Genomic DNA, 22514 nt, shown 5'->3' on the forward strand with positions numbered 1-22514 from the left:
CGGCGCCGCCGATCCGGCCCGCGCCCCAACCTGAAACCGGTGCCGATATGACCGATACGAAGCCCCCCTTCCCCCCCAACCCCTCCGATACAGGGCGTCGGCTGCGGTCGCGCGCGTGGTTCGACAACCCCGCCAACCCCGACATGACCGCGCTCTATCTGGAGCGTTACCTGAATTTCGGCCTGACGCGGGAGGAACTGCAGTCCGGCGCGCCGATCATCGGCATCGCCCAGACCGGGTCCGACCTCAGCCCCTGCAACCGTCACCATCTGGTTCTGGCCGAACGCCTGCGCGAGGGCATTCGCACCGCAGGCGGCATCGCCATCGAGTTCCCCGTCCACCCGATCCAGGAAACCGGCAAGCGGCCGACCGCCTCCATCGACCGCAACCTGGCATATCTCGGCCTCGTCGAGGTTCTGCACGGCTATCCGCTGGACGGCGTCGTGCTGACCATCGGCTGCGACAAGACCACGCCCGCCTGCCTGATGGCGGCGGCGACCGTCAACATCCCGGCCATCGCGCTCTCGGTCGGCCCGATGCTGAACGGCTGGTTCCGCGGCGAGCGCACCGGGTCGGGCACCATCGTGTGGAAGGCGCGCCAGATGATGGCGGCCGGCGAGATCGACTATCAGGGCTTCATCGAGCTGGTGGCGTCATCCGCCCCCTCGACCGGCTACTGCAACACCATGGGCACCGCCTCCACCATGAATTCGCTGGCGGAGGTGCTGGGCATGCAGCTGCCCGGTTCTGCCGCCATCCCCGCCCCCTACCGCGAGCGCCAGCAGGCCGCCTATGAGACCGGCAAGCGCATCGTCGAGATGGTGCGCCAGGACATCAAGCCGTCCGACATCCTGACCCGCGACGCCTTCCTCAACGCCATCGTCGTCAACTCGGCCATCGGCGGCTCGACCAACGCGCCGATCCATATCAACGCCATCGCCAAGCATATCGGCGTGCCGTTGACGGTCGACGACTGGCAGACCCACGGCCTGGACGTGCCGCTGCTGGTCAATCTCCAACCCGCCGGCGAGTATCTGGGCGAGGACTTCCACCGCGCCGGCGGCGTGCCGGCCGTGGTCGGCCAGCTGATGACCAAGGGCCTGATCCGCGAAGACGCCCCCAACGTCAACGGCCGCACCATCGGCGAGAACTGCCGCGACACCGAGATTCTCGACACCCGCGTCATTCACCCGATCGACGACCCGCTGAAGATCAACGCCGGCTTCGTCGTGCTGCGCGGCAACCTGTTCAATGCCGCCATCATGAAGACCAGCGTCATCTCCGACGAGTTCCGCGAGCGCTACCTGTCCAATCCGAAGGACCCGGAAGCCTTCGAGGCCAAGGTCGTCGTCTTCGACGGTCCGGAGGACTATCACCACCGCATCGACGATCCGTCGCTGGGCATCGACGCCTACACCATCCTGGTCATCCGCGGCGCCGGTCCCATCGGCTACCCCGGCGCGGCGGAGGTGGTGAACATGCGTCCGCCCGCCGACCTGATCAAACAGGGCATCCATTCCCTGCCCTGCATCGGCGACGGCCGGCAGTCGGGCACCTCGGGCTCGCCCTCGATCCTCAACGCCGCCCCGGAAGCTGCGGCCGGCGGCAACCTCGGCCTGCTGCGCAGCGGCGACCGCGTGCGGATCGACCTGCGCCGGGGCAGCGCCGACATCCTGATCTCCGAAGCGGAGCTGGCCGACCGCCGCGCCGCCCTGGAGGCCGCCGGCGGCTACCCCGCCCCGCCGTCGCAGACGCCGTGGCAGGAAATCCAGCGCGGCATCGTCGACCAGCTGGACGAGGGCATGGTCCTGAAGCCGGCGGTCAAGTACCAGCGCGTGGCGCAGACCATGGGGATCCCGCGCGACAATCATTGAGGCTGGGAATTACAGGCCGGTAGTCGCCCTCCTGCAATGCGGGAGGGCGACCCCTTCATGACCTGACCATGGATTGATGCACGTCCGCCGTCACCATTCCCGTCTGCCGCGTCAGATAAACAGGGGATGCATTCGGCGGCCACAGCATGTCGGATTGCAGGCCCATCCATCGGCAGAGCACCGGCCATGTGCCGGCATGCGCGACGATCAGCGGCGGACGGCCGTCCGCCGGCACCGCCAATCCGTCGAGTGCCGCGGTGACACGGGCGCGGAAGCCGGTCAGGCTCTCGCCGTTCGGCACCTCCTCCCGCAGCAGGTCGGCGGGAATGGCGCCACCCTCCAGATCGCCCCAGCGCCGTTCCTCCAGCCCGGCCACCGGCAGGACGGGAGCTTTCAGCGCTTCAGCCAGGATGGCCGCCGTCTCCATCGCCCGTCGTTGCGGACTGCTGTAGACGACCGGCACCGCACGGCCTTCGGCGAGCAGCGCCGCGGCGGCATCCCGCGCCTGCGCCCGGCCCCGTTCGGTCAGCGACACGTCCCGCGACCCGGCGAGCCAACCGCCGAGATTGCTCTCGGTCTCGCCATGGCGGCAGAAGATCACGGCGTTCAGCATGACAGCCGTCTCGGCAGATCGGCGAAGCCGTCGAGAATCCCGTCATGCGGCAGCCCGTCGAGCGGCACCCGGGCGTAGCCGTAGGGCACCACCAGCACCCGCGCCACCTTCGCCGCGCGGGCGGCAGCCACATCATGCTCGTTGTCGCCGACGAAGGCGGCCTCGCCCGGCCGGACCCCCAGCCGCTCCAGAAGGCCCAGCAGCGGCTCTGGCGAGGGTTTGCGGGTCGGGTAGCTGTCGCCGCCGACCACCGCCGCGAAAAATCCGGCGATGCCGAGATCGTCCAGCAGCCGCGCCGTCGCCGCCATCGGTTTGTTGGTGCAGACGCCGAGCCGCAGGCCAGCCGCCGACAGGGCCGCCAGCGTCTCGGCGACGCCGGGATAGAGCGCGCTGTGGGCGCTGGGGTCGGCCTCGTAGATCGACAGGAACCGCCGGAGGCAGCGGGCGGTCTCCTCCGGGTCCGGAACCCCGCCGGTGGCGGCCAGCACACGCTCCACCAGCTTGGGCGCTCCATCGCCGATGAAGGAACGCACCGCCGGCAGATCGACCGGCGGCCGTCCCAGCTCGGCGAGCAGGGCATTGGAGGCATGCATCAGGTCGGCCGCGCTGTCCACCAGCGTGCCGTCGAGATCGAAGGCGACGGCGCGGAAAGGGCGGCGATTGAGGCTGTCGGCGGTAGGATCGGTCACGGTGGCGGCACCTTATCGGCTGAGGAAGCGGGCCTTGTCGGCCGCAAGGTCGAGGATGATCGGGGCATCCGGGGCAAGCAGAGCATCGCCCGCCTGATGCGGCGCGTCCACCTGCACCAGCTGTCCACCGACGTCAACCGCATAGCGGATCGAAGCGCCCAGGAACTCCCGGTGCCGGATCCTGCCGGTCAGCCGGGCATGGCCGGGGGCCGGGGGGTTGCCGTCCTGGCGAATAATCAGGTTCTGCGGACGGAACATCAGCTTGCCCGCGGCCCCCGGCGCAACCGACGGCGGCAGTGCCACCGATGTGATGCCGGCGCCGACGAAGACGCTGCCGCCGTCACGGCCCTGCACCGTGCCGTCCAGCACGTTGGCGGTGCCGAGGAACCCGGCGACGAACAGGTTGGCCGGATGGTCGTAGAGGTCCTGCGGCGTGCCGACCTGCTGCACCCGGCCGTCGTCCATCACCGCGATGCGGTCGCAGATGGTGTTGGCCTCCTCCTGGTCGTGGGTGACGAAGATGGTGGTCAGGCCGAGCTTGCGCTGCAGGCTCAGCAACTCCTGGCGCATCTGCACGCGCAGCTTGGCATCGAGATTCGACAGCGGCTCGTCGAGCAGCAGGATTTTCGGCTCGATCACCACGGTGCGGGCCAGCGCCACGCGCTGCTGCTGGCCGCCCGACAGCTGCGACGGCCGACGGTCGGCCAGATGCTTCAGCCCGACCAGATCGAGGGCGGCATCCACCCGCCGTTCGATCTCGGCACGCGGCACGCGGCGCTCCTCCAGCCCGAAGGCGACGTTGCGGCGCACGGTCATGTGCGGCCACAGCGCATAGCTCTGGAACACCATGCCGACGTCGCGGCGATGCGGCGGCAATACGGAAATGTCGCGCCCGCCGATGCGGACCTCGCCCTGCTGGGCGGTGTTGAAGCCGGCGATCAGGCGCAGGAGCGTGGTCTTGCCGCAGCCCGACGGGCCGAGGAAGGCGAAGAACTCGCCCGGCCTGATGGCGAGATTCACGTCCTTCAGGACATGGTTGCTGCCATAGGAAAGATTGACGCCCTCGATATCGACGCCGACGCTCTCGATCCGGGGGGCAAGCGCGGCCGGTGAAAACTGGTGATTCATGATGGGGATCCCCTCAATGCTCTTGGCCGCGTTCCCGCCGGCCGCGCTCGATCACGACATGCGACAGGTAGGTGCCCAGACCGACGATGATCACGGCGAAGATGCCCAGCGCCGCACCCGGACCGCGCCCGGCGGCCGACTGCATGTAGACGTAGAGGCCGTAGGCCAGCGGCGCGTCGCTTTGCGAATGGACCAGCATGATGGTGGCCGACAGCTCGACCGCCGCCGTTGCGAAGCTGGTGACGAAGCCGGCGAGGATGCCGCCCGACATCAGCGGCACGACGATGCGCCCGACCGTGCGCAGCTTGGTGGCGCCGAGATTCTCCGCCGCCTCCTCCAGCGAGGAGCTGACCTGCTGCAGGGCCGCGGTGCAGGCGCGCAGCGCATAGGGCAGCCGGCGGATCGCCAGCGCGAAGACCAGGATCAGCCAGAAGTTCGACAGCGGCTGGCCGGAAAACGGCATCGGCACGCCGTAGAAGCTGCGCAGATAGCCGATGCCCAGCACCACGCCCGGCACCGCCAGCGCCGCCATCGCGATGTAGTCCAGCCATTGCCGGCCGGGCAGCTTGGTGCGCAGGACCAGATAGGCGATGGCGGTGCCGATGACCACGTCCAGCAGTGCCGCCAGCGAGGCGTAGAGCAGCGTGTTGGTGATGTACTGCCCGCTTTCGGTGAAGACGGTGTGATAGTGCTTCAGCGTGAAGGCGTCGGGCAGCGGGCTGAAGGACCAGATGGTGGCGAAGGACAGCAGCCCCAGCCCGATATGCGGCGCCAGCACCAGAACCAGGATCAGCAGCACGATGCCATAGGCCGCCACCAGTTCCAGCGGCTTCAGGCGCCGCTTGGCAAGACCGCCGCCGCCGCGCTGCACCGTGGCGTAATCCTTGCCGCGCATCGCCAGCGCCGACACCCACAGCGCCAGCAGCGAGCAGGCGATCAGCACGACGGAGATGACGTAGCCCATCGGGTCGGCGATGCCGATCGAGGAAATGCGCAAGTAAGCCTGCGGCGCCAGCATGTCGTTGACGTTCAGCAGCAAGGGCGTGCCGAGATCGTCGAACACCTTGATGAAGACCAGCGAGGCGCCGGCGACATAGCCCGGCATCGCCAGCGGGAAGACGATGCGGCGGAACAGGCGGAAGCCGTGGCTGCCGAGATTCTGCGCCGATTCCTCCATCGCCCGGTCGATGTTCTTCAGGCTGGCCGACAGGTTGATGAGGATGAAGGGGAAATAATGGATGCTCTGGACGAAGATGACGCCGTTCAGCCCCTCCATGAAGGGGATCGAAAAGCCGAAATGGTCGCGCAGCAGCAGATTGACCGAGCCGTTGCGCCCGAACAGCAGCTGCATGGCGACGGCGCCGATGAAGGGCGGCATGATCAGCGGGATGATGCCCAGGCTCTGGATCAGCACGGCGCCGCGGAATTCGAACCGCGTGGTCAGATAGGCGAGCGGCAGCGCCAGCAGGCTCGCCACCACCACCGACATCGCCGAGACATAGACGGAGTTGCCGAACGACCGCATGAACAGGTCGTTGCGGAAGAAATCGGCGAAATTGACCAGGGTGAAGGCCCCCGTCGTCTTGTCCTGGAAGGCGACGAAGATGACCTGGACCACCGGAACGACCAGGAACAGCAGCAGGAAGGCGGCGATCAGCAGCGCGGCCAGCGCCGGCCCCGGCCGCACGCGCGCGATGCGGTCGCGCGTGAGCGCAAGTGACGTCATGGAAAGGCCTGTGAGCTTGGAAGGAAGGAGGGGACGCGACCGGCGCGTCCCCCTGGCGCGACGGCGCGTCAGCGCACCAAAGCCATCGCCTCGTCGGCCTTCTTGCGGGCGGCGGCGTAGTTCTCCCGGGCGAAGGCCGACCATTTCTGCTCGACCTGCGCCTGACGCTCCGGCACCGCGTCCTTGGCCGACTTGCGTTCGACGGTGAAGGCGCCGGCCAACTGCGGGTCGGCGGCCTGTTCCGCCGTCACCGGCATGGCGGCGACGAGGTCGCGCGCCTCGGCCAGCAACGCCTTGGCCTTGTCATTGGGCTTCTTGGCGAGCGCCGCCTCGCCCTGCTGGATCGCCTTGGTCGCCGCCTTGAGATCGTCGAGCTGGAAGGTGATGAGCTGGTCGAACAGCGCATCAACCACATTGTAGCGGGCCTGCGAGACCTCGACGTCGAAGTTCACCTGGGCGCCCAGCGACTTGTCCTTGAACGGGTTGGGGTAGCCGGCGGGCGCCTTCTCATAGGTCGCGGGATTGACCGGCAGGCGGCGGATCGCCGGCTCCAGCAGCACCTCCTGGCCCTTCGGCGACAGCAGGAAATCGACGAAGGTCTCGGCCGCCGCCTTGTTGGGGGCGTTCTTCACCACGCCGATGTTGGCCGGCACGATGGTGGTGATGGTGGGATAGACGAACTCCACCGGGAAGCCCGAGGCCTGGGAGGACAGGGCGAAGAAGTCGATGACGATACCGACCCCGAAGGATCCCGAATTGACGCCGTCCGGCACGCCGAAGCTGCGTTCGGTGATGGTGCGGTAGTTGCCGGCCATCTCCTTGTTGGTGCGCCAACCCTTCTCCCAGCCCTCGCCCTGGAGGATGGTCTCGATGGTCAGGTGCGTCGTGCCGGAGCGCGACGGGGCGGAGATCGCGACATGGTCGTAATAGGCCGGCTTGGCCAGATCGGCCCATTCCTTCGGCGCCGGCAGATCGTTGGCCTTCATGTAGCGGGTGTTCCACATGATGCCGTAGCCCGACGCGGCAAAGCCGGAATACATCCCCTCGGGATCGTTGATCGGATAAGCGCCGACCTTTTCCGGAATGCCCTCCACCTTCGGCTTGTAGGGTTGCAGCAGCTTGGCCGACTTCAGCACCTCGAACGCATCGGGCGCCGACGCCCAGAACAGGTCGACGCCGTTGTTCGACGCGGTTTCCTGCAGATACTTCACGCCGGCGTTGGTGTTGCGGTTCAGGATTTCGACGGTGACCTGCGGATGGGCCTTCTGGAAGGCCTGCTGGTAGGCGGTCGTCAGATCCTTGGGAAAGGAGGTGACGATGACCAGCTTGCCGCTGGCGTCCTGGGCGAAGGCGGTGGCGCCGGACAGCAGCAGAACGGCCAGGGCGGCGGCGGCGTTGCGCAGGGTGCGCGTGGTGCGAAGCATCGTTGGTGTCCTCCCCTTGATGTCTTATGCTCGCCAATTCAGCAATCGGCGTGCCAGACGATCAGCCCTTGCACGGCCGACATCCGGGCGGCATCGATGGGTCAGGACGGGAACATGATCAGGGGCGGTGGGGTAACGTCGGGAACATGGGCCGGAAGGAATGGGCCGGGCGCCGCTCCGCTCACTCCTCGGTGAAATCATCCCGGCTCAGGCTATGGTGGCGCATCTTCAGATACAACGTCTTGCGGGTGATCCCCAGCCGCTCCGCCGTTTCGCCGACCCGCCCGCCACAGCGGGCCAGCGCGTCCTCGATCAGCTGCTTCTCGATGCGGTCGAGCTGGTCGGCCAGCGGCTCGATCTCGGCATCCCCACCCGCCGGCAGGGCAGAGGTGGCGGGGGTGAGGCCGTCCCCCAGCCCCAGCGCCACCCGTTCGGCGACATTGCGCAGCTCGCGGACATTGCCCGGCCAGGGATGGGCGGCGAGACGGCCAAGCGTGGCGGCGTCGAGCGGCGGCGGCGTCCGGCGCGACCGGGTTGCGGCGGCGTCGAGGAAATGGCGGAACAGCAACGGCACATCCTCCCGCCTTTCCCGCAACGGCGGCAACGGCACGGTGACGACGTTCAGCCGGTAATAGAGATCCTCGCGGAACCGGCCTTCGCCCGCCAGCTTCAGCAGATCGACCTTGGTGGCGGCGATCACCCGCAAATCGAGCGGGATCGTCCGGTTGGCGCCGATGCGCTCGATGGCCCGTTCCTGCAGCACGCGCAGCAGCTTGACCTGCAGATGCATCGGCATGCTCTCGATCTCGTCGAGGAACAGGGTGCCGCCGGCGGCGAATTCCAGCTTGCCGATCCGCCGCCCCTGCGCGCCGGTGAAGGCGCCCGGCTCATGGCCGAACAGCTCGCTCTCGATGATGCTGTCCGGCATGGCGCCGCAGTTCAGCGCCACGAAATTGCCGCTCCGCCGCCGCCCGGCCTCATGCAGGCTGCGGGCGACCAGCTCCTTGCCGGTGCCGGTCTCGCCGAACAGCAGGATGTCGACCTCCGCGTCGGCGAGGTTGGCCACGGCGGCGCGCAGGCGCTCGATGGCCGGCGAGCGGCCGATGATGCGCCCCTCCGCTCCGCCGTCGGCAAGCTGGGCGCGCAGGCGCCGGTTCTCCAGGACCAGCGCGCGGTGATCCAGGGCGCGCCTGACCAGCTCGACCAGATGCCCCGGCTCGGCCGGCTTCTCGATGAAGTCATAGGCGCCCTCGCGGACGGCGCGGATCGCCATGGCGATGTCGCCATGTCCGGTGATCAGCACGACCGGAACCTCCGGATCGACGGCGCGGACCCGCTCCAGCAGGGCGAAGCCGTCCATCCCCGGCATCCGTACGTCGGTCACCACGATCCCCGGCCAGGAGGAGCCGAGCCGGGCCAGGGCCGTCTCGGCCTCGGTCACCGCCTGGACGGCCAGCCCTTCCAGCTCCAGGGTCTGGCGGCTGGAATCGAGCACTTCCGGATCGTCGTCGATCAGCAGGACGGTCATGGCGGGGCTTTCATGCGCGGATCAGGGTGAGGGCGAAGGCGGTTCCGCCGGGGCCGCTCTCGGCCACCGACAGCACGCCGCCGAAGTCGCGGACGATGTTGTACGAGATCGACAGCCCCAGACCCAGCCCCGTTCCCATCGGCTTGGTCGTGAAGAAGGGATCGAAGATCTGCCCGGCCAGCCCGGCGGCGATCCCGGCCCCGCTGTCGCGCACCTCGATGCGGACGCTGTCCGCCTCCCCCGCCTCCGCCCGGATCAGGATGCGGCGAACCGGGACGGCGGCCACGGCGTCCAGCGCGTTGCTCAGCAGATTGACCAGGACCTGCTCCAGCCGCACCTCCTCGGCGCGGACCCGCAAGGGGGCGCCGGCATCCGGCAGTTCGACCGCGATGTCGACTGCCTCCCCGCGCAGCCGGTCGCCGAACAGCGACAGCGCCCCCTGGATCACCGGCGCCAGCTCCACCGCGCCCAGCCGGCTGTCGGGGCGCCGGGCGAAGCGCTTCAGGTGGTTGGTGATGTTCGCCATGCGTGACGTCAAATCGGCGATCTTGCCGAGATTGCCGCCGGCCTCCTCCGTCCGGCCCAGCTCGATCAGCTTGCGGCCGTTGTGGGCGTAGGAGCGGATGGCGGCGAGCGGCTGGTTCAGCTCATGCCCGACACCGGCGGCAAGCTGCCCCAGCGCCGCCAGCTTGCCGGCCTGGACCAGCTCTGCCTGCGCCTCGCGCAGGTCGCGCTCGGTGCGGCGGTGCTCGGCGATGGCGCGCTCCAGCCGGTCGTTGGTGGCGCGCAGGTCGGCGGTGCGCTCCTGTACCGTGCGCTCCAGGATGTGCTGGGCCTCGACCCGCTCGGTCATGTCGGTCAGCGTAACGATGAAGCGCTGCTGCTGGCGGTGCCAGAAGGGACGGACGCCGACCTGCACCGGCACCGCCCCACCGTCAGGCCGCCGCCCGGTGGTCAGGATCGATAGGGACGGCGCGGCGCCCTCCGCCGGCCCGGCCGACGCCTCGGCGAAGAAGGCGGCGACACGGGCGGCGCCCTCTTCATCAAGGCGATCGGAAAGCCGGGGCGCCTCTCCGCTCTCTTCCGCAGGACCGTTGGGCGGCGGCGCGATCAGGGCGGCGGCGAGCGGGTTGACGAACTCGATGGCGCCATCGGCGTCGGTGATCGCCAGACCCGCCTGGGCATTGTCGATCATCGCCTGGGCGTTCGCCTCCTCCACCGCGATGGCGGTGTCGCGGAACACCAGCAGCGCCGCCGCCATGTCCGACAATTCGTCGTTGCCGCCCAGCGGGATCTCCGCCTTCAAATCGCCGGCGGCGATGGCGCGGGCGGACTCCCCCAGCCGGGTCAGGCGGGAGATCAGGTTGCGGTTGACGTAGAGCCACGCCACCAGAACCGCCACCAGCAGGCTGACGACCGCGCTGGCCAGCAGGGCGGAGCGGCCGAACGCGATGGCCTGGGCGGAACGGGCGGCGGCGGCGCGGGAATCGCTCTCCACCGCCTGGACCTGCCGGGCGATCAGGCCGTTCAGCCGGGCGACAATCTCCCGGTTGCGGGCGAGCAGATCCTGCCCATGGGCGGCGGTCTCCAGCTCCGCCCGGCGCAGCGCCGGCACGCCGCCATCGGTCCCGCGCGCCAGCGCGAGAAGCTGGCCCACCACCTGACCCAGCGACACGCCGTCGGGCCAGTCGGCCAGCGCCGCCAGGTCGCGTTTCAGCCGGTCTGCGGTCTCGTCGAGGAAGCCGGCGTTGTCGTCCAGCATCTCGGGCGTGGCGAGCGTCGCCGCCCGCGCGATCAGCCCGACCGCGAGATTGCCGTTGGCGCCGATCTGCAGCACCGCCTCGCTCCGCCGGTTTTCCTCGCGCAGGACGCGGACGGCATCGGCCGACGGCTTGCCGCTCTCCACCGACGCCAGGGCGCTTTGGATGTTGAAGCGCGCGTCCGCCACCAGCGGGTCGATCTCGTCGAGGAAATCGGCGTGCAGCCAGCGCAGACGTTCGATGGCCTCCTGGTTGCGGCGGCCAAGCTCCAACCGGTGCCGCACCGTGCCGTCCAACTCCGACAGGTTGCGGCCGAGCGCATCGACCACCGGGCGCAGGCCGGGAACGCCGCCTTCGATGGCGTCGGTCAGCGACCGCAGGGCGGCCAGACGGCGGCCCAGCGTCTCGCGGATCGCGTCCATCTCGGCCTCCGTCCGGCTGCCGGCCAGGACGGGGGCGGTGGCGATGATGGCGCCCCCCTCCTCCGCCAGCTTCGCCGCCAGCCCCAGGGCCGGCAGGTGGCTTTCGGCGAACTCGTCCAGCGTGCCGCCCAGCCGGTCGTAGGACAGCCAGCCGAGCACGCAGGCCACCACCGACAGGACCGCGACGGCGACGAAGGCAAGAAAGAGGCGGAGCCGGATGCCGAAGCGCATCGCCCGGCCATTCATCGCCATCCGGACATTCATGGCCATCCCCCCTCTCCGGCCGCCACCCTCAGGATGACCAGGGCCCGCTCGGACGCCGACAGGGCCGCCTCCAGCCGGTCCTTGGAAAAGCGTCGCCACTCCGCCTCCAACTCGCCCTGCCGGGCCGAGACCGGCATGCCGCGGGCTGGACGGCGCAGCGCCGCGGAAAAGGCCGGATCGGCAGCCTGGGCGGCGCTGACCGGGACAGCGGTGGCGGCCTTCCGCGCGGCGCGGAGCAGGTCGCGCGCCACCGGATCCGGGGTGGCGGCGAGGCGGGTCTCGCCCTCATGGATCAGTTGCCAGACACGGTTGAGCGTCTTCACCCGGAAGGTGATCAGCTCGTCGAACAGCAAATTGACCAGTTCGTAGCGACGGCTGGACAGGCCCCGGTCGAAGAGGAAGAGGTCGTCGCCGGTCTCCCGTTCATAAGGATTGGGGTAGCCGGCGGGTGCGTCGGCATAGCTGTCCGGGCGCACCGGCAGCCGTCCGATATCGGGACGCAGCATCAGCCGCTGCCCGGCCTGCGACAGCAGGAAATCGACGAAGACGTTCGCCCCGGCCGGATTGGGAGCGCCGCGCAGGATCGCGACGCTGGCCGGCAGGAAGACGCTGTCCGCCGGATAGGCAAACCGCAAGCCGCCGGCCGCCACCGGCTTTTCTTCCACCTCCGGCCCCTGTTCCGGCGGCCCCTGCTCCGCCGGCCTTTGTTCCGCCGACTGACCTGCCGTCTGTCCCAGAAAATCGATGGCCAGCCCGATGCCGAAACGGCCCTTGGCGACCCCTTCCACCACGCCGTAGCTGCGCGCGGTCACCGTGGCGAGGTTGCCTGCGATCTCAAGCCATGTCGCCCAGCCGCGTTCCCAGCCCTGGAGCTGCAGCACCGTCTCCACCATCAGATGCATGGTGCCCGACCGCGACGGCGCCGTGATGCCCAGGTGCCGGGCATATCCGGGACGCCGCAGATCCTCCCATCCGCGAGGAGCGGCAATCCCATGCCGGTCGAGGTAGGACTGATCCCAGACCAGCCCATAGCCGGACAGCGCGAAGCCGAGATAGGTGCCGTCGGGATCGTCGACCGGCTGGTTGCCGATGGTCGACGGGGCTCCGGTCGGCCGGGATGCGATGGGGCTCAGCAATCCCGCCGCCTTCAGAACCTCGAACGCATCCGGGGCGGATGCCCAGAAGACGTCGACGCCCTCGCCTTCGCGGTCCTGCAGCCGGGTGATCGCCGCGGTGGTCTTGGTGTTGATCACGCGCAGATGCCGATCCGGATGAGCACGCTCGAAGGCCTCCCGCACCGGCTCGTAGAACCCGGCGGGAAACGACGTCAGGACGATGATCGTCTCCGATTCCGTGCCCGTCAGGTCCCGACCTGCCGCTGCGACCGGGACCAGCAGAAGCAGGACGACCGCCAGCCGGCGCACCAGCCGTCCGCCGCGCCGCAAGCCCCATCTCGGCCCTGCAATCGCATCGCGCTTATAACCATCCATGCCGCCTCCACCGACCCCACCCCCCGGAACCGCCCAGCACCCCACACTGCAATGAACTTGTCCAGTTCCGAGCACCGGCGGCGGTTCCGGCGGGCAACTTGTTACACATGATGGCCGTGTTGCATCAACGGGTCCTACATCGATCCCGCCGCCCATGCCCGCTGCCGACGCCGCCCAAGGCACCCTGCGATAATAAGAATGGTTCGCATTCCAAGTCCGGTGCGGCTATACCGGTGTGACCGGCATCGAAGGCGATGGCCCCAGGGATGCCGGTCCCCTCATACCCGCCAGTCCGCGCATCCGTGACCGACAGCTTCCGCCCCGCCCCGACCGATGACCTCCGTTCCCAGCCCGCCCGATGACCGGCCCCGTCGGCACCTGGGCGCGCAGGATCGCGGAACTGTTCGATGCGCATCGGCTGCGGGTGGAGCGCGCCATCGCCCGGCGCACCGGCGATCCGCAGACGGCGGGCGATCTGGCGCAGGATGCCTTCCTGCGGCTGGCCCGTCTGCCCGATGGCGAGGCGGTGCAGAACCCGGCCGGTCTGCTCTACGTGGTGGCCGACCGCATCGCGCTGGACCATTGCCGGGCAGCCCGGCGCCGGCGCCGGCGCGAGACCGGTCCCCCCGACGAGGAATTGCCGGCCGCAGCCCCCGGCGCCGATGCGGTGGTGGAGCGGAACCAGACCATGGCCCGGCTGCGCGGCGCCATCGACGCCCTGCCGCCCAAGACCCGCGAGGTCTTCCTGCTCTACCATGTCGAAGGCCTGCCCTACCGCGCCATCGGCGAACGGCTCGGCATTTCACCGCGCACCGTGGAGTATCATCTGCGCACGGCGCTGGAACAGTGCCGCGCCCACATGAAGCGGCGCCCGCCGCGATGATCGGCAAATTTCTTTGAGGGATAGGCCTCCGCTGGTCGTCTAACCAAACACGAGGCAACGGGAGCTTGCGGCAAGACGCGATGGATCATCGGGATGAACGGCAGAGGGAGCCGGCAGACGGGGAGCCGGCAGATGGCGGACCTGCAGACGGCGGACCGGATGGGGATCGCCTGTTCTCGGAAGCCAACGCGTGGTTCTTCCGCCTGCAGTCCGCCGACCTCACCCCGGCGGAGCGTACCGCCTTCGCCGGGTGGCTGGCCCGCAGTCCGGCCCATTCCCGTGCCTGGAGTGAAGTGCGGACCCTCCTGCACGACCTCAAGGACCCTGCCCGCGCCGCCTATGCCGGGTCCCGGAATGCCCCTCCCCGCCGCCCCGTGGCGGTTCGGGTGCAGCGCTTCGCTGCGGCGCTGGCCGTCCTGCTGGTGGTCGGTGGGCTCGGCGTCTGGCGCGGGCCGACGCTCTACCAGAATGCCGTCGCCGATCAGGTGACCTCGACCGGGCAGCGCCGGACTTTGACCCTGCCGGACGGCTCCACCGCCGAGATGAACGGCGACACCGCGCTGGCGCTCGATTTCCGGGATGGTGAGAGGCGCGTCCGGATTCTGCGCGGGGAGGCGTGGTTCCACGTCACCCGCGATGCCGACCATCCCTTCGTCGTCGATGGCGGGGCGGGTGCCGCCCGCGTGCTGGGCACCCGGTTCAGTGTCCGGCGCGAGGACGACCGCACGATCGTCACCGTCGGCGAAGGGATGGTCGAGGTCTCCGCCCATCCAAGCACCGACAGCCACGCCTTCTGGCCCGACAGCGTCCGCCTGCACGCGGGCGAGAGCGCGGAGGCAGACTCCCACGGCCTGACCGGGCCACGGGCAACGGATCCCGCCGTCGCCTTCGCATGGCGCCAGGGCCAGATCGTCTTCCGCCAGCAGTCGCTCGCCTCCGTCATCGCCGCACTGAACCGGCAATGGCCGGGCCGCGTCGTCTTGCTGAACGACGAGGCGGCGGAGCGCGTGGTCTCCGGCGTCTTCGCGCTCGACCGGCCGGATGCCGTGATCGATGCGCTGGAGCGCGGCCTCGGCGTACGCGCCACCCGCATCACCCCCTACCTGACCCTGCTTCGCTGAAAAAAAACGAAAGGTCCGAAAAAACTTCCCAGGGATCTCCGTCCACCCATCGTCATCACCGGGAAAGAAGAGAATGAGACGCAGTCGCAGGAAAGCGGCGCGGCTCTCACCGGATGACAGAGGCGAGCGATGGCATTGGCGAAGTTTGGGGCGAAGACGGGAATAACCGGGCTTACAATAGGGCGGCTGCTGGCGACGACGATGCTGATCGCGCCGGGCCTTCTGCTGTCCAGCGTCCCCGCAGCGATGGCGCAGACGAACCCGGCCGGGGCGGTGACCTTCGCCATTGCGCCGCAATCGGTGGACGGGGCGCTCGCCGCCTTTTCCGCCGCGACGCGCATCCAGGTGCTGAGCCCCGGCGCGGTGACTCAGGGCGTCGATTCCCCCGGCGTCAGCGGTTCGATGTCGGCGCGCGAGGGGCTGAACCGCCTGCTGTCCGGCACCGGACTGACCGCCCGCTTCCTCAACACCGAAACCGTGACGGTCGAACGCGTCGCCGCCGGCGGCGCCATCCAGCTCGACCCGGTGCAGATCGAAGGCAGCGGGGGCACGACCGGTCCCGGCGCCCTGCCCCCGGCCTATGCCGGCGGTCAGGTGGCGCGCGGCGGGCGCATCGGCGCGCTGGGCAACCAGGACGCGATGGATGTTCCGTTCTCCGTCACCGGCTACACCGCCGAAACCATCCGCAACCAGCAGGCGGATACCGTCGCCGATGTGCTTGCCAACGATCCGGCGGTGCGCAGCGGCCTCGGCTACGGCAACTTCGCGGAGAGCTTCGTCATCCGCGGCTTCCAGCTGATGGGCGAGGATCTGTCGATCGACGGACTCTACGGAACCGCGCCGCGCCAGATCGTCGCCACCAACATGTTCGAACGGGTGGAGGTGCTGAAGGGTGCCAACGCCTTTCTGAACGGCGCGGCCCCCAGCGGGTCCGGCATCGGCGGCGGCGTCAACCTCGTGCCCAAGCGGGCCGAGGATGAACCGCTGACCCGCCTGACCGCCAGCTATGCCATGGGCAGCCGCTTCGGCCTGTCCGCCGATGTCGGCCGCCGATTCGGCGACGCCAACCAGTTCGGCGTGCGCGTCAACGCCGCGGTGCGCGGCGGCGACACCGCCATCGACGACGAGGAGCGGACGCTGAAGCTCGGCTCGCTGGCGCTGGACTATCGCGGCGAGCGCGCCCGCGTGACGCTCGACGTCGGCACCCAGACCCAGCGGGTGGAGCAGGGCCGCCCCGTGGTCTATTTCGGCAGCTTCGTCCCGGCGGTGCCGTCGGCGTCGCAGAACTATGCGCAGCCCTGGTCCTATTCGCAGATGCGCGACACCTTCGGCCAGATCCGTGCCGAATACGACATCCTGCCCAACCTGACCGCCTATGGCGCCTTCGGCATGCGCAGCATGCGCGAGGACGGTGATTATGCCTCCCCCACCGTCACGCGGCCCGACGGCACCGGCACAGTCCGGCGCCTGACCGTCCCGCGCGAGGATTTCACCAGCACCGGACAGGCCGGTATCCGGGCCGACCTGCACACCGGCCCGGTCAGGCACCAGTTGAATGCCGGCGCCTCCGCGCTGCGGACGACCAACAACAACGGCTTCGAGTTCGGCGCGACCTCCGCCATCAACCTCTACCGCATGGTCGGGCTGCCGCGCCCGGCGACGACATCGTCCAGCGGCATGGTCGGCGACCCGCCGAAGGTCAGCGAGTCGGTGCTGCGCAGCGTCTACGCCTCGGACACGCTGTCGATCCTCGACGACCGGGTGATGGTCACCGCCGGCCTGCGCCAGCAGAACATCCAGGTCCGCGGCTTCAACCGGGCCAACGGCGCCCGCACATCCGATTACGACCAGTCGGCGCTGACGCCCGTGGTCGGGCTGGTGGTGAAGCCGATCAAGGAACTGTCGCTCTACGCCAACCGGATCGAGGGACTGGCGCAGGGGCCGACCGCCCCGTCCACGGCGGCCAATTCCGGAGAGATCTTCGAGCCCTACCGCTCGGTCCAGTACGAGGTCGGCGGCAAGCTGGACTTCGGCAGCTTCGGCGGCTCGCTGTCGCTGTTCCAGACCACCCAGCCCAGCGGCGTCACCGACGCCTTCACCCGCATCTACAGCGTGTCCGGCGAGCAGCGCAACCGCGGCATCGAGCTGATGCTGTATGGCGAGCCGGTGCAGGGCGTCCGGCTGCTGGGCGGCGCCACCTTCATCGATCCGGAGCTGACCGACACCGGCAGCGCCGCGACCGAGGGCAAGGACGCCGTCGGCGTGCCGCGCCACCAGTTCAACGCCAATGTGGAATGGGACCTGCCCTTCCTTCCGGCCTCCTTCCCCACCGTCACGCTGACCGGGCGCGTGATCCACACCGGGTCGCAGTATCTCAACACCGCCAACACGCTGAAGATCCCGAGCTGGACCCGCTTCGACATCGGCGCGCGGATGGTCACCGACATCCGGGACCGTCCGGTCACCGTCCGGGCGGCGGTGGAGAACGTCACCGACAAGGCCTATTGGGCGTCGGCCTATGGCGGCTACCTCAGCCAGGGCGCTCCGCTGACCGCCAAGCTGTCGCTGTCGGTCGATTTCTGAACGGCGCATTCATGACGGCGGCATGAGGAGGGCCCGATGACCAACCGAACCATCCGGATTTGGACGCTGATCCACAAATGGACCAGCCTGATCTGTACGCTCTTCATGCTGCTGCTGTGCCTGACCGGCCTGCCGCTGATCTTCCATGACGAGATCGAGGCGCTGACGGCGGAGGACACTCTTCCGCCGATGCCGGCGGAAACGCCCTTGAAGTCATTGGACGAGGCGGTCGCCTCGGCGCTGGCCACCTACCCCGGCGAGCGTCCGCTGTTCCTCAGCTTCGACGAGGACCGGCCGGTGGTGAACGTCACGACCGGCCCGACCGCCCGCCCGCCGGTGTCGCAGATGCACATCTCCGCCATCGACCTGCGCACCACGCGCATCCTGGCCGACCTGAACGACGACCGGGGCTTCATGCATGTGATGCTGCGCCTGCATGTGGACATGTTCGCAGGACTGCCCGGCGAGCTGTTCCTCGGCTTCATGGGCTTCCTGCTGTTCCTCGCCACCCTGTCCGGCGTGGTGATCTACGCGCCCTTCATGCGCAAGCTGTCCTTCGGCACCGTGCGGGCCGGGCGCAGCAGGCGGCTGAAATGGCTCGACCTGCACAACATGCTGGGGATCGTCACCCTGATGTGGGTGGTCGTGGTCGGGCTGACCGGCGTCATCAACACCCTGTCGGTTCCGCTGGTCGCCTATTGGCGCGCCAACGAGCTGGCGGCGATGATCGCCCCCTATGAGGGCAAGCCGGTGCCGGAGCGCTTCGCCTCCGTCGACGCGGCTGTCCGCACCGCGATGGAGGCCGCCCCCGGCATGCGCCCGCAGTTCATCGCCTTTCCCGGCGTGCGGTTCTCCAGCAACCATCATTACGCCGTCTGGCTGAAGGGCGCCACGCCGGCCACCAACCGGATCCTGACCCCCGCCCTGATCGACGCGGAGACCGGGGCCTTCACCGACATGCGCTCCATGCCCTGGTACATGCTGGCGCTGCGGCTGTCGCAGCCGCTGCATTTCGGCGACTATGGCGGGCTGCCGATGAAGATCCTGTGGGCGGCGCTGGACGTGCTGACCATCGTCATCCTCGGCAGCGGCCTGTATCTGTGGATCGCCCGCCGCCGCGTCACCCAGGAGCAGGCCGGCGCAAGCCCCGGCCTGCGCGCCATCGCCGGGGAGGCCGCGGAATGAAGCCGCGGGCTCCCCTCCCCCTGCCGGCGATCTTCGGCGTTCCCGCCGCAATCGCGCTCGTCACCACCGCCGGGCTCGTCACCGCCCTGCTGGACGACGGCCTGATGGACGCGCTGTCCTGGGCGGCGCTGTCCGTCCCCATCCTGGCCGCCGCTTGGGCCTGGCGGAAACGCGAGCGCTGACGGCTCCTCTCGACATCCCGGCGGGGACCGGATGATAACATCGGGCACGGTTAACGATCCGAAATAATGCATTGACGGAACTGGCGGATCCGGGAAACCTCAGTCTCTTGACAATAGGGACACCAAGGTTCCGCGCCCGATGCAGCCGTCCACCCGGAACGCCTCTCCAGCTCCCGCACCGCCGGCCACGCCACCTTTGCTCAGCGTCGAGGATCTGTCCGTCGCCTTCGGCGGGCAGCGGGTCATCGAGGATCTGAGCTTCCATGTTCATCCGGGACGGACGCTGGCGATCGTCGGCGAATCGGGGTCGGGCAAGTCGGTGACGTCGCTGTCGGTGATGCGGCTCGCCGACATGGTGGGGGCGCACTATCCCACCGGCCGCATCCTGTTCCAGGGCAGCCGGGGGCCGCGCGACCTGCTGACGGCCACGCAGAAGGAGATGCGGGCGATCCGCGGCAAGGAGATCGCCATGATCTTCCAGGAGCCGATGACCTCGCTGAACCCCGTCTTCACCATCGGCGACCAGATCGGCGAAACGCTGATCCTGCACGAAGGCATGGGCAAGGCCGCGGCGGCTGAAGAGGCACGGCGGCTGCTCGACATGGTCCGCCTGCCGGATGCCGCCCAGATCCTGAAGCGCTACCCGCACCAGCTCTCGGGCGGCATGCGCCAGCGGGTGATGATCGCCATGGCACTGGCCTGCCGGCCCAGGCTGCTGATCGCGGACGAGCCGACGACCGCGCTCGACGTGACGATCCAGGCGCAGATCCTGACCATCATGCGCGACCTGCAGGCCGAACTCGGCATGGCGATGATGTTCATCACCCATGACATGGGCGTGGTGGCCGAGATGGCCGACGACGTGGTCGTCATGTGGAAGGGCCGCAAGGTCGAGGAGGGCCGCGCCGCCGATCTCTTCGCCGCCCCGCGCCAGCCCTACACCCGCGCCCTGCTGGCCGCCGTGCCGCGGCTGGGCGCCATGGCGGGAGAGGACCACCCCCGCCGCCTGCCGCTGACCGTCCTCGACGGCGACCACGTCACCACGGTGGGCGAGGCCAGGGTGCAGGACACGGCCGACTATGGCGCCGCGCCCCTTCTGTCGGTTCGCGACCTGTCCGTCCGGTTCAAGTCCAGGACCAATTGGCTCGGCCGCGCCACGCATCAGGTCCATGCGGTAACGCAGGTCTCCTTCGACATCCATCCGGGCGAAACGCTGGCGCTGGTCGGCGAGTCCGGTTCCGGCAAATCGACGATCGGGCGCACCATCCAGCAGTTGCAGGACGCGACTTCGGGCCGCATCTCGTTCCACGGCCGGCCCCTGTCGGAGATGGGGGCGGCGGATCGCAGCCGGCTGCGGCGCGACGTCCAGTACATCTTCCAGGATCCCTTCGCGTCGCTGGATCCGCGCAAGACGGTCGGCTTCTCGATCGCGGAGCCGATCCGCACCCATGGACTGCTCGACGGCGAGCGCGAGATCCGCAAACGGGTGGATGGCCTGCTGGAGCGGGTCGGGCTCGCTCCCGCCCACGCCGCCCGCTACCCGCATGAATTTTCCGGTGGCCAGCGCCAGCGCGTCTGCATCGCCCGCGCGCTCGCCTCCGACCCCAAGCTGATCATCGCCGACGAGGCGCTGTCGGCGCTCGACGTGTCGATCCAGGCGCAGGTCATCAACCTGTTCATGGATCTTCAGGCCGAACGCGGTCTCGCATACCTTTTCATCAGCCACGACATGGCGGTGGTGGAGAAGATGAGCCACCGGGTGGCCGTCCTCTTCCTCGGCCAGATCATGGAAATGGGAAGCCGGCGCCAGATCTTCGAAAGCCCGGCGCACGACTACACCCGCCGCCTGCTGTCCGCGGTCCCCGTCGCCGACCCGTCGCGGCGCAGCGGCCGGGCGCTGCTGGACGGGGAGATCCCGAGCCCGGTTCGCGCCGTCGGCGACGACCCCGCGGTCCTGCCGCTGGACGAGGTGCAGCCGGGCCATTTCGTCCGCCGGAGCGCATGACCCGGCTTCAAGTCAACCAACAACAACCATCGATCAAGGAACAGGTGTCATGGCATTGGGTGTGAAGGGGATCAAAACCGCGTTCATGGCGGCGCTGTTGGCCGGTGCGGCCTTCGCGGCGACGCCCGCGGATGCCGCCGGGAAGCTGACGATCTCGTCGCCGCAGGATCCCGGAAGCTGGGACCCGATCGACACCTTCCTGGTCAACTGGGCCTCGGTCGGCACCAACATCTTCGACGGGCTGACCTACCGCGGCCCGGACCGCAAGCTGGTGCCCGGACTGGCCGAATCCTGGACCGAGATGGACGGCGGCAAGCGCATCCGCTTCAAGCTGCGCAGCGGCGTGACCTTCCACAACGGCGAGCCGTTCAACGCCGCCGCCGTGAAGTTCACCTTCGACCGGCTGCTGGGCGACGAAGGGGCGAAGGGGCCGCAGCGCTCCAACTACATCGCCATTGAAAGCGTCGAGGTGATCGACGACACCACCGTCGATCTCAAGCTGAAGGCGCCCGATCCGGTCCTGCTGACCAAGCTGGCCGGCTATGGCGCGATGATCGTCCCGCCGAAATACATCCAGGAGAAGGGCGACGCCTTCTTCAACGTCAACCCGGTCGGCACCGGGCCGTTCAAGTTCGTCTCCTACGCCCCGAAGACCGGCATCAAGCTGGAGGCCAACCCCAACTACTGGGGCGGCGCGCCGAAGCTGTCGGAGGTCGAATACCGCTTCATCACCGAGCCGGCCACTGCCGTCGCCGAGCTTCAGGCCGGCCGCGTCGACGTCGTCCTGCCGCCGACCATTCCCATCGGCATGGTCCCGGTCATCCAGGCCGATCCGAAGCTGACGGTGCTCAGCATTCCGGGGCCGACGGTGGACGCGCTGCGCTTCAACACCAAGTCCGGCATCACCGCCGATCCGCGGGTGCGCAAGGCGCTGATCATGGCGGTGGACCGCGCCGCCATCGTCAAGTCGATCCTGGCCGGCCAGGCGTCGGAAATCGCCAGCTTCCAGGGCGAGCTGTCCTTCGGCTACGACCCGGCGCTGAAGCCGCTGCCCTTCGATCCGAAAGGCGCGCAGGCCCTGCTGGCCCAGGCCGGGGTGAAGCCGGGCGCCACGGTGCAGATCGACATCCGCGGCAACGACGCCACGATGAACGAGGTGGCCCAGGCCGTCGCCGCCTATCTGGGCGCGGTCGGCGTCGTCGCGACGATCAAGCCGTACGAGACCAACGTGCTGCTGAACGACATCATCCCGCAGGGCAAGACCGGCGCGATGTTCCAGCAGAAATGGGGCGGCTGGACCTTCGACTACGACAACACCGCCTACGCCATGTACCATTCCGGCGAGAAGTGGAACCCGTACGAGCATGACGCCGATCTGGACAAGCTGCTGGAATCCCAGCGCGCGATCACCGACGTGGCGGAACGCGAGCGCATCCTGAAGCAGATCGCGCGCACCGTCGCCGACAAGGCGCTGGAGATGCCGCTCTACAACTCCAACGCCATCTACGGCGTCGCCAAGCGGGTCAAGAACTTCCCGCCGGCCTCGGACAACCGTCCGAAGCTGACCGAAGTGACGGTGGACTGATCCCACACCCGGCACCGCCTTTTCCCCGAGGGGGCATGGCGGTGCCGGATGC

Annotated in this window: 16 protein-coding genes; 8 read left to right on the plus strand and 8 right to left on the minus strand. The window is 68.9% G+C overall.

What is annotated here, in order from left to right:
- The first annotated feature begins 47 nt into the window (after nt 1-47).
- Complete coding sequence (locus PWS46_RS26665) at nt 48-1874, plus strand: IlvD/Edd family dehydratase (protein WP_434624994.1); 1827 nt, start codon at nt 48-50, stop codon at nt 1872-1874.
- Between the two features lie 55 nt (nt 1875-1929).
- Here the strand turns inward: PWS46_RS26665 and PWS46_RS26670 are convergent, their stop codons facing one another.
- The 8 genes from PWS46_RS26670 to PWS46_RS26705 form a co-directional block, all read right to left on the minus strand.
- Nucleotides 1930-2487, minus strand: a complete 558-nt coding sequence (locus tag PWS46_RS26670) for a histidine phosphatase family protein (protein ID WP_434624996.1) — start codon at nt 2485-2487, stop codon at nt 1930-1932.
- A complete protein-coding gene (gph, locus tag PWS46_RS26675; protein WP_434624998.1) occupies nt 2481-3176 on the minus strand; it encodes a phosphoglycolate phosphatase in 696 nt (231 codons plus the stop codon). Before gph ends, PWS46_RS26670 begins: the two co-directional genes overlap by 7 nt.
- Before the next feature lie 12 nt (nt 3177-3188).
- Nucleotides 3189-4304, minus strand: a complete 1116-nt coding sequence (locus PWS46_RS26680; RefSeq protein ID WP_434625001.1) for an ABC transporter ATP-binding protein — start codon at nt 4302-4304, stop codon at nt 3189-3191.
- A gap of 13 nt (nt 4305-4317) precedes the next feature.
- Entirely contained in the window at nt 4318-6030 is a 1713-nt protein-coding gene (locus tag PWS46_RS26685; RefSeq protein WP_434625003.1) for an ABC transporter permease, read from the minus strand.
- A 68-nt stretch (nt 6031-6098) separates the two neighbouring features.
- The gene (locus PWS46_RS26690) at nt 6099-7454 is read right to left on the minus strand and encodes an extracellular solute-binding protein (RefSeq protein ID WP_434625005.1); all 1356 of its coding nucleotides are present in this window, start codon (nt 7452-7454) and stop codon (nt 6099-6101) included.
- Nucleotides 7455-7635: 181 nt separating this feature from the next.
- Nucleotides 7636-8982, minus strand: a complete 1347-nt coding sequence (locus PWS46_RS26695) for a sigma-54-dependent transcriptional regulator (protein ID WP_434625007.1) — start codon at nt 8980-8982, stop codon at nt 7636-7638.
- 10 nt (nt 8983-8992) lie between these two features.
- Nucleotides 8993-11434 carry an ATP-binding protein gene (locus tag PWS46_RS26700; protein ID WP_434625009.1) on the minus strand — a complete coding sequence of 814 codons (2442 nt, stop codon included), beginning with the start codon at nt 11432-11434 and terminating at the stop codon, nt 8993-8995.
- Nucleotides 11425-12918, minus strand: coding sequence for an ABC transporter substrate-binding protein (locus PWS46_RS26705; protein ID WP_434625011.1), 1494 nt, complete (start codon nt 12916-12918; stop codon nt 11425-11427). The genes PWS46_RS26700 and PWS46_RS26705 overlap by 10 nt, the downstream gene beginning before the upstream one ends.
- Nucleotides 12919-13276: 358 nt before the next feature.
- Here PWS46_RS26705 and PWS46_RS26710 point away from each other — a divergent pair, with 358 nt between their 5' ends.
- From PWS46_RS26710 to PWS46_RS26740, 7 genes are all read left to right on the plus strand, one after another.
- Nucleotides 13277-13801 (plus strand): RNA polymerase sigma factor, encoded by a 525-nt coding sequence (locus PWS46_RS26710; protein WP_434625013.1) that lies wholly within the window; start codon nt 13277-13279, stop codon nt 13799-13801.
- 80 nt (nt 13802-13881) lie between these two features.
- The gene (locus tag PWS46_RS26715) at nt 13882-14922 is read left to right on the plus strand and encodes a FecR family protein (protein WP_434625015.1); all 1041 of its coding nucleotides are present in this window, start codon (nt 13882-13884) and stop codon (nt 14920-14922) included.
- Nucleotides 14923-15051: 129 nt separating this feature from the next.
- On the plus strand, nt 15052-17505 hold the full coding sequence (locus PWS46_RS26720; RefSeq protein WP_434625017.1) for a TonB-dependent siderophore receptor: 2454 nt from the start codon (nt 15052-15054) through the stop codon (nt 17503-17505).
- A gap of 36 nt (nt 17506-17541) precedes the next feature.
- Nucleotides 17542-18690, plus strand: coding sequence for a PepSY-associated TM helix domain-containing protein (locus PWS46_RS26725; RefSeq protein WP_434625018.1), 1149 nt, complete (start codon nt 17542-17544; stop codon nt 18688-18690).
- Nucleotides 18687-18872: a hypothetical protein gene (locus tag PWS46_RS26730; RefSeq protein WP_434625020.1), complete on the plus strand. Its 186-nt coding sequence runs from the start codon at nt 18687-18689 to the stop codon at nt 18870-18872. Before PWS46_RS26725 ends, PWS46_RS26730 begins: the two co-directional genes overlap by 4 nt.
- A 139-nt stretch (nt 18873-19011) precedes the next feature.
- Nucleotides 19012-20877, plus strand: a complete 1866-nt coding sequence (locus tag PWS46_RS26735) for an ABC transporter ATP-binding protein (RefSeq protein ID WP_434625022.1) — start codon at nt 19012-19014, stop codon at nt 20875-20877.
- 49 nt (nt 20878-20926) lie between these two features.
- On the plus strand, nt 20927-22462 hold the full coding sequence (locus tag PWS46_RS26740) for an ABC transporter substrate-binding protein (protein WP_434625023.1): 1536 nt from the start codon (nt 20927-20929) through the stop codon (nt 22460-22462).
- The last annotated feature ends 52 nt before the right edge of the window (nt 22463-22514 follow it).

Origin of the sequence: Azospirillum sp. B2RO_4 (assembly GCF_051124815.1) — a bacterium.
Classification (GTDB): domain Bacteria; phylum Pseudomonadota; class Alphaproteobacteria; order Azospirillales; family Azospirillaceae; genus Azospirillum.

Coding starts and splice junctions, on each gene's coding strand:
- PWS46_RS26690 (WP_434625005.1), bottom strand. CDS start 7,454: ATGCTTCGCACCACGCGCACCCTGCGCAACGCCGCCGCCGCCCTGGCC.
- PWS46_RS26710 (WP_434625013.1), top strand. CDS start 13,277: ATGACCGGCCCCGTCGGCACCTGGGCGCGCAGGATCGCGGAACTGTTC.
- PWS46_RS26700 (WP_434625009.1), bottom strand. CDS start 11,434: ATGGCCATGAATGTCCGGATGGCGATGAATGGCCGGGCGATGCGCTTC.
- PWS46_RS26670 (WP_434624996.1), bottom strand. CDS start 2,487: ATGCTGAACGCCGTGATCTTCTGCCGCCATGGCGAGACCGAGAGCAAT.
- PWS46_RS26695 (WP_434625007.1), bottom strand. CDS start 8,982: ATGACCGTCCTGCTGATCGACGACGATCCGGAAGTGCTCGATTCCAGC.
- PWS46_RS26665 (WP_434624994.1), top strand. CDS start 48: ATGACCGATACGAAGCCCCCCTTCCCCCCCAACCCCTCCGATACAGGG.
- PWS46_RS26725 (WP_434625018.1), top strand. CDS start 17,542: ATGACCAACCGAACCATCCGGATTTGGACGCTGATCCACAAATGGACC.
- PWS46_RS26705 (WP_434625011.1), bottom strand. CDS start 12,918: ATGGATGGTTATAAGCGCGATGCGATTGCAGGGCCGAGATGGGGCTTG.
- PWS46_RS26685 (WP_434625003.1), bottom strand. CDS start 6,030: ATGACGTCACTTGCGCTCACGCGCGACCGCATCGCGCGCGTGCGGCCG.
- PWS46_RS26715 (WP_434625015.1), top strand. CDS start 13,882: ATGGATCATCGGGATGAACGGCAGAGGGAGCCGGCAGACGGGGAGCCG.
- PWS46_RS26740 (WP_434625023.1), top strand. CDS start 20,927: ATGGCATTGGGTGTGAAGGGGATCAAAACCGCGTTCATGGCGGCGCTG.
- PWS46_RS26720 (WP_434625017.1), top strand. CDS start 15,052: ATGGCATTGGCGAAGTTTGGGGCGAAGACGGGAATAACCGGGCTTACA.
- PWS46_RS26730 (WP_434625020.1), top strand. CDS start 18,687: ATGAAGCCGCGGGCTCCCCTCCCCCTGCCGGCGATCTTCGGCGTTCCC.
- PWS46_RS26735 (WP_434625022.1), top strand. CDS start 19,012: ATGCAGCCGTCCACCCGGAACGCCTCTCCAGCTCCCGCACCGCCGGCC.
- PWS46_RS26680 (WP_434625001.1), bottom strand. CDS start 4,304: ATGAATCACCAGTTTTCACCGGCCGCGCTTGCCCCCCGGATCGAGAGC.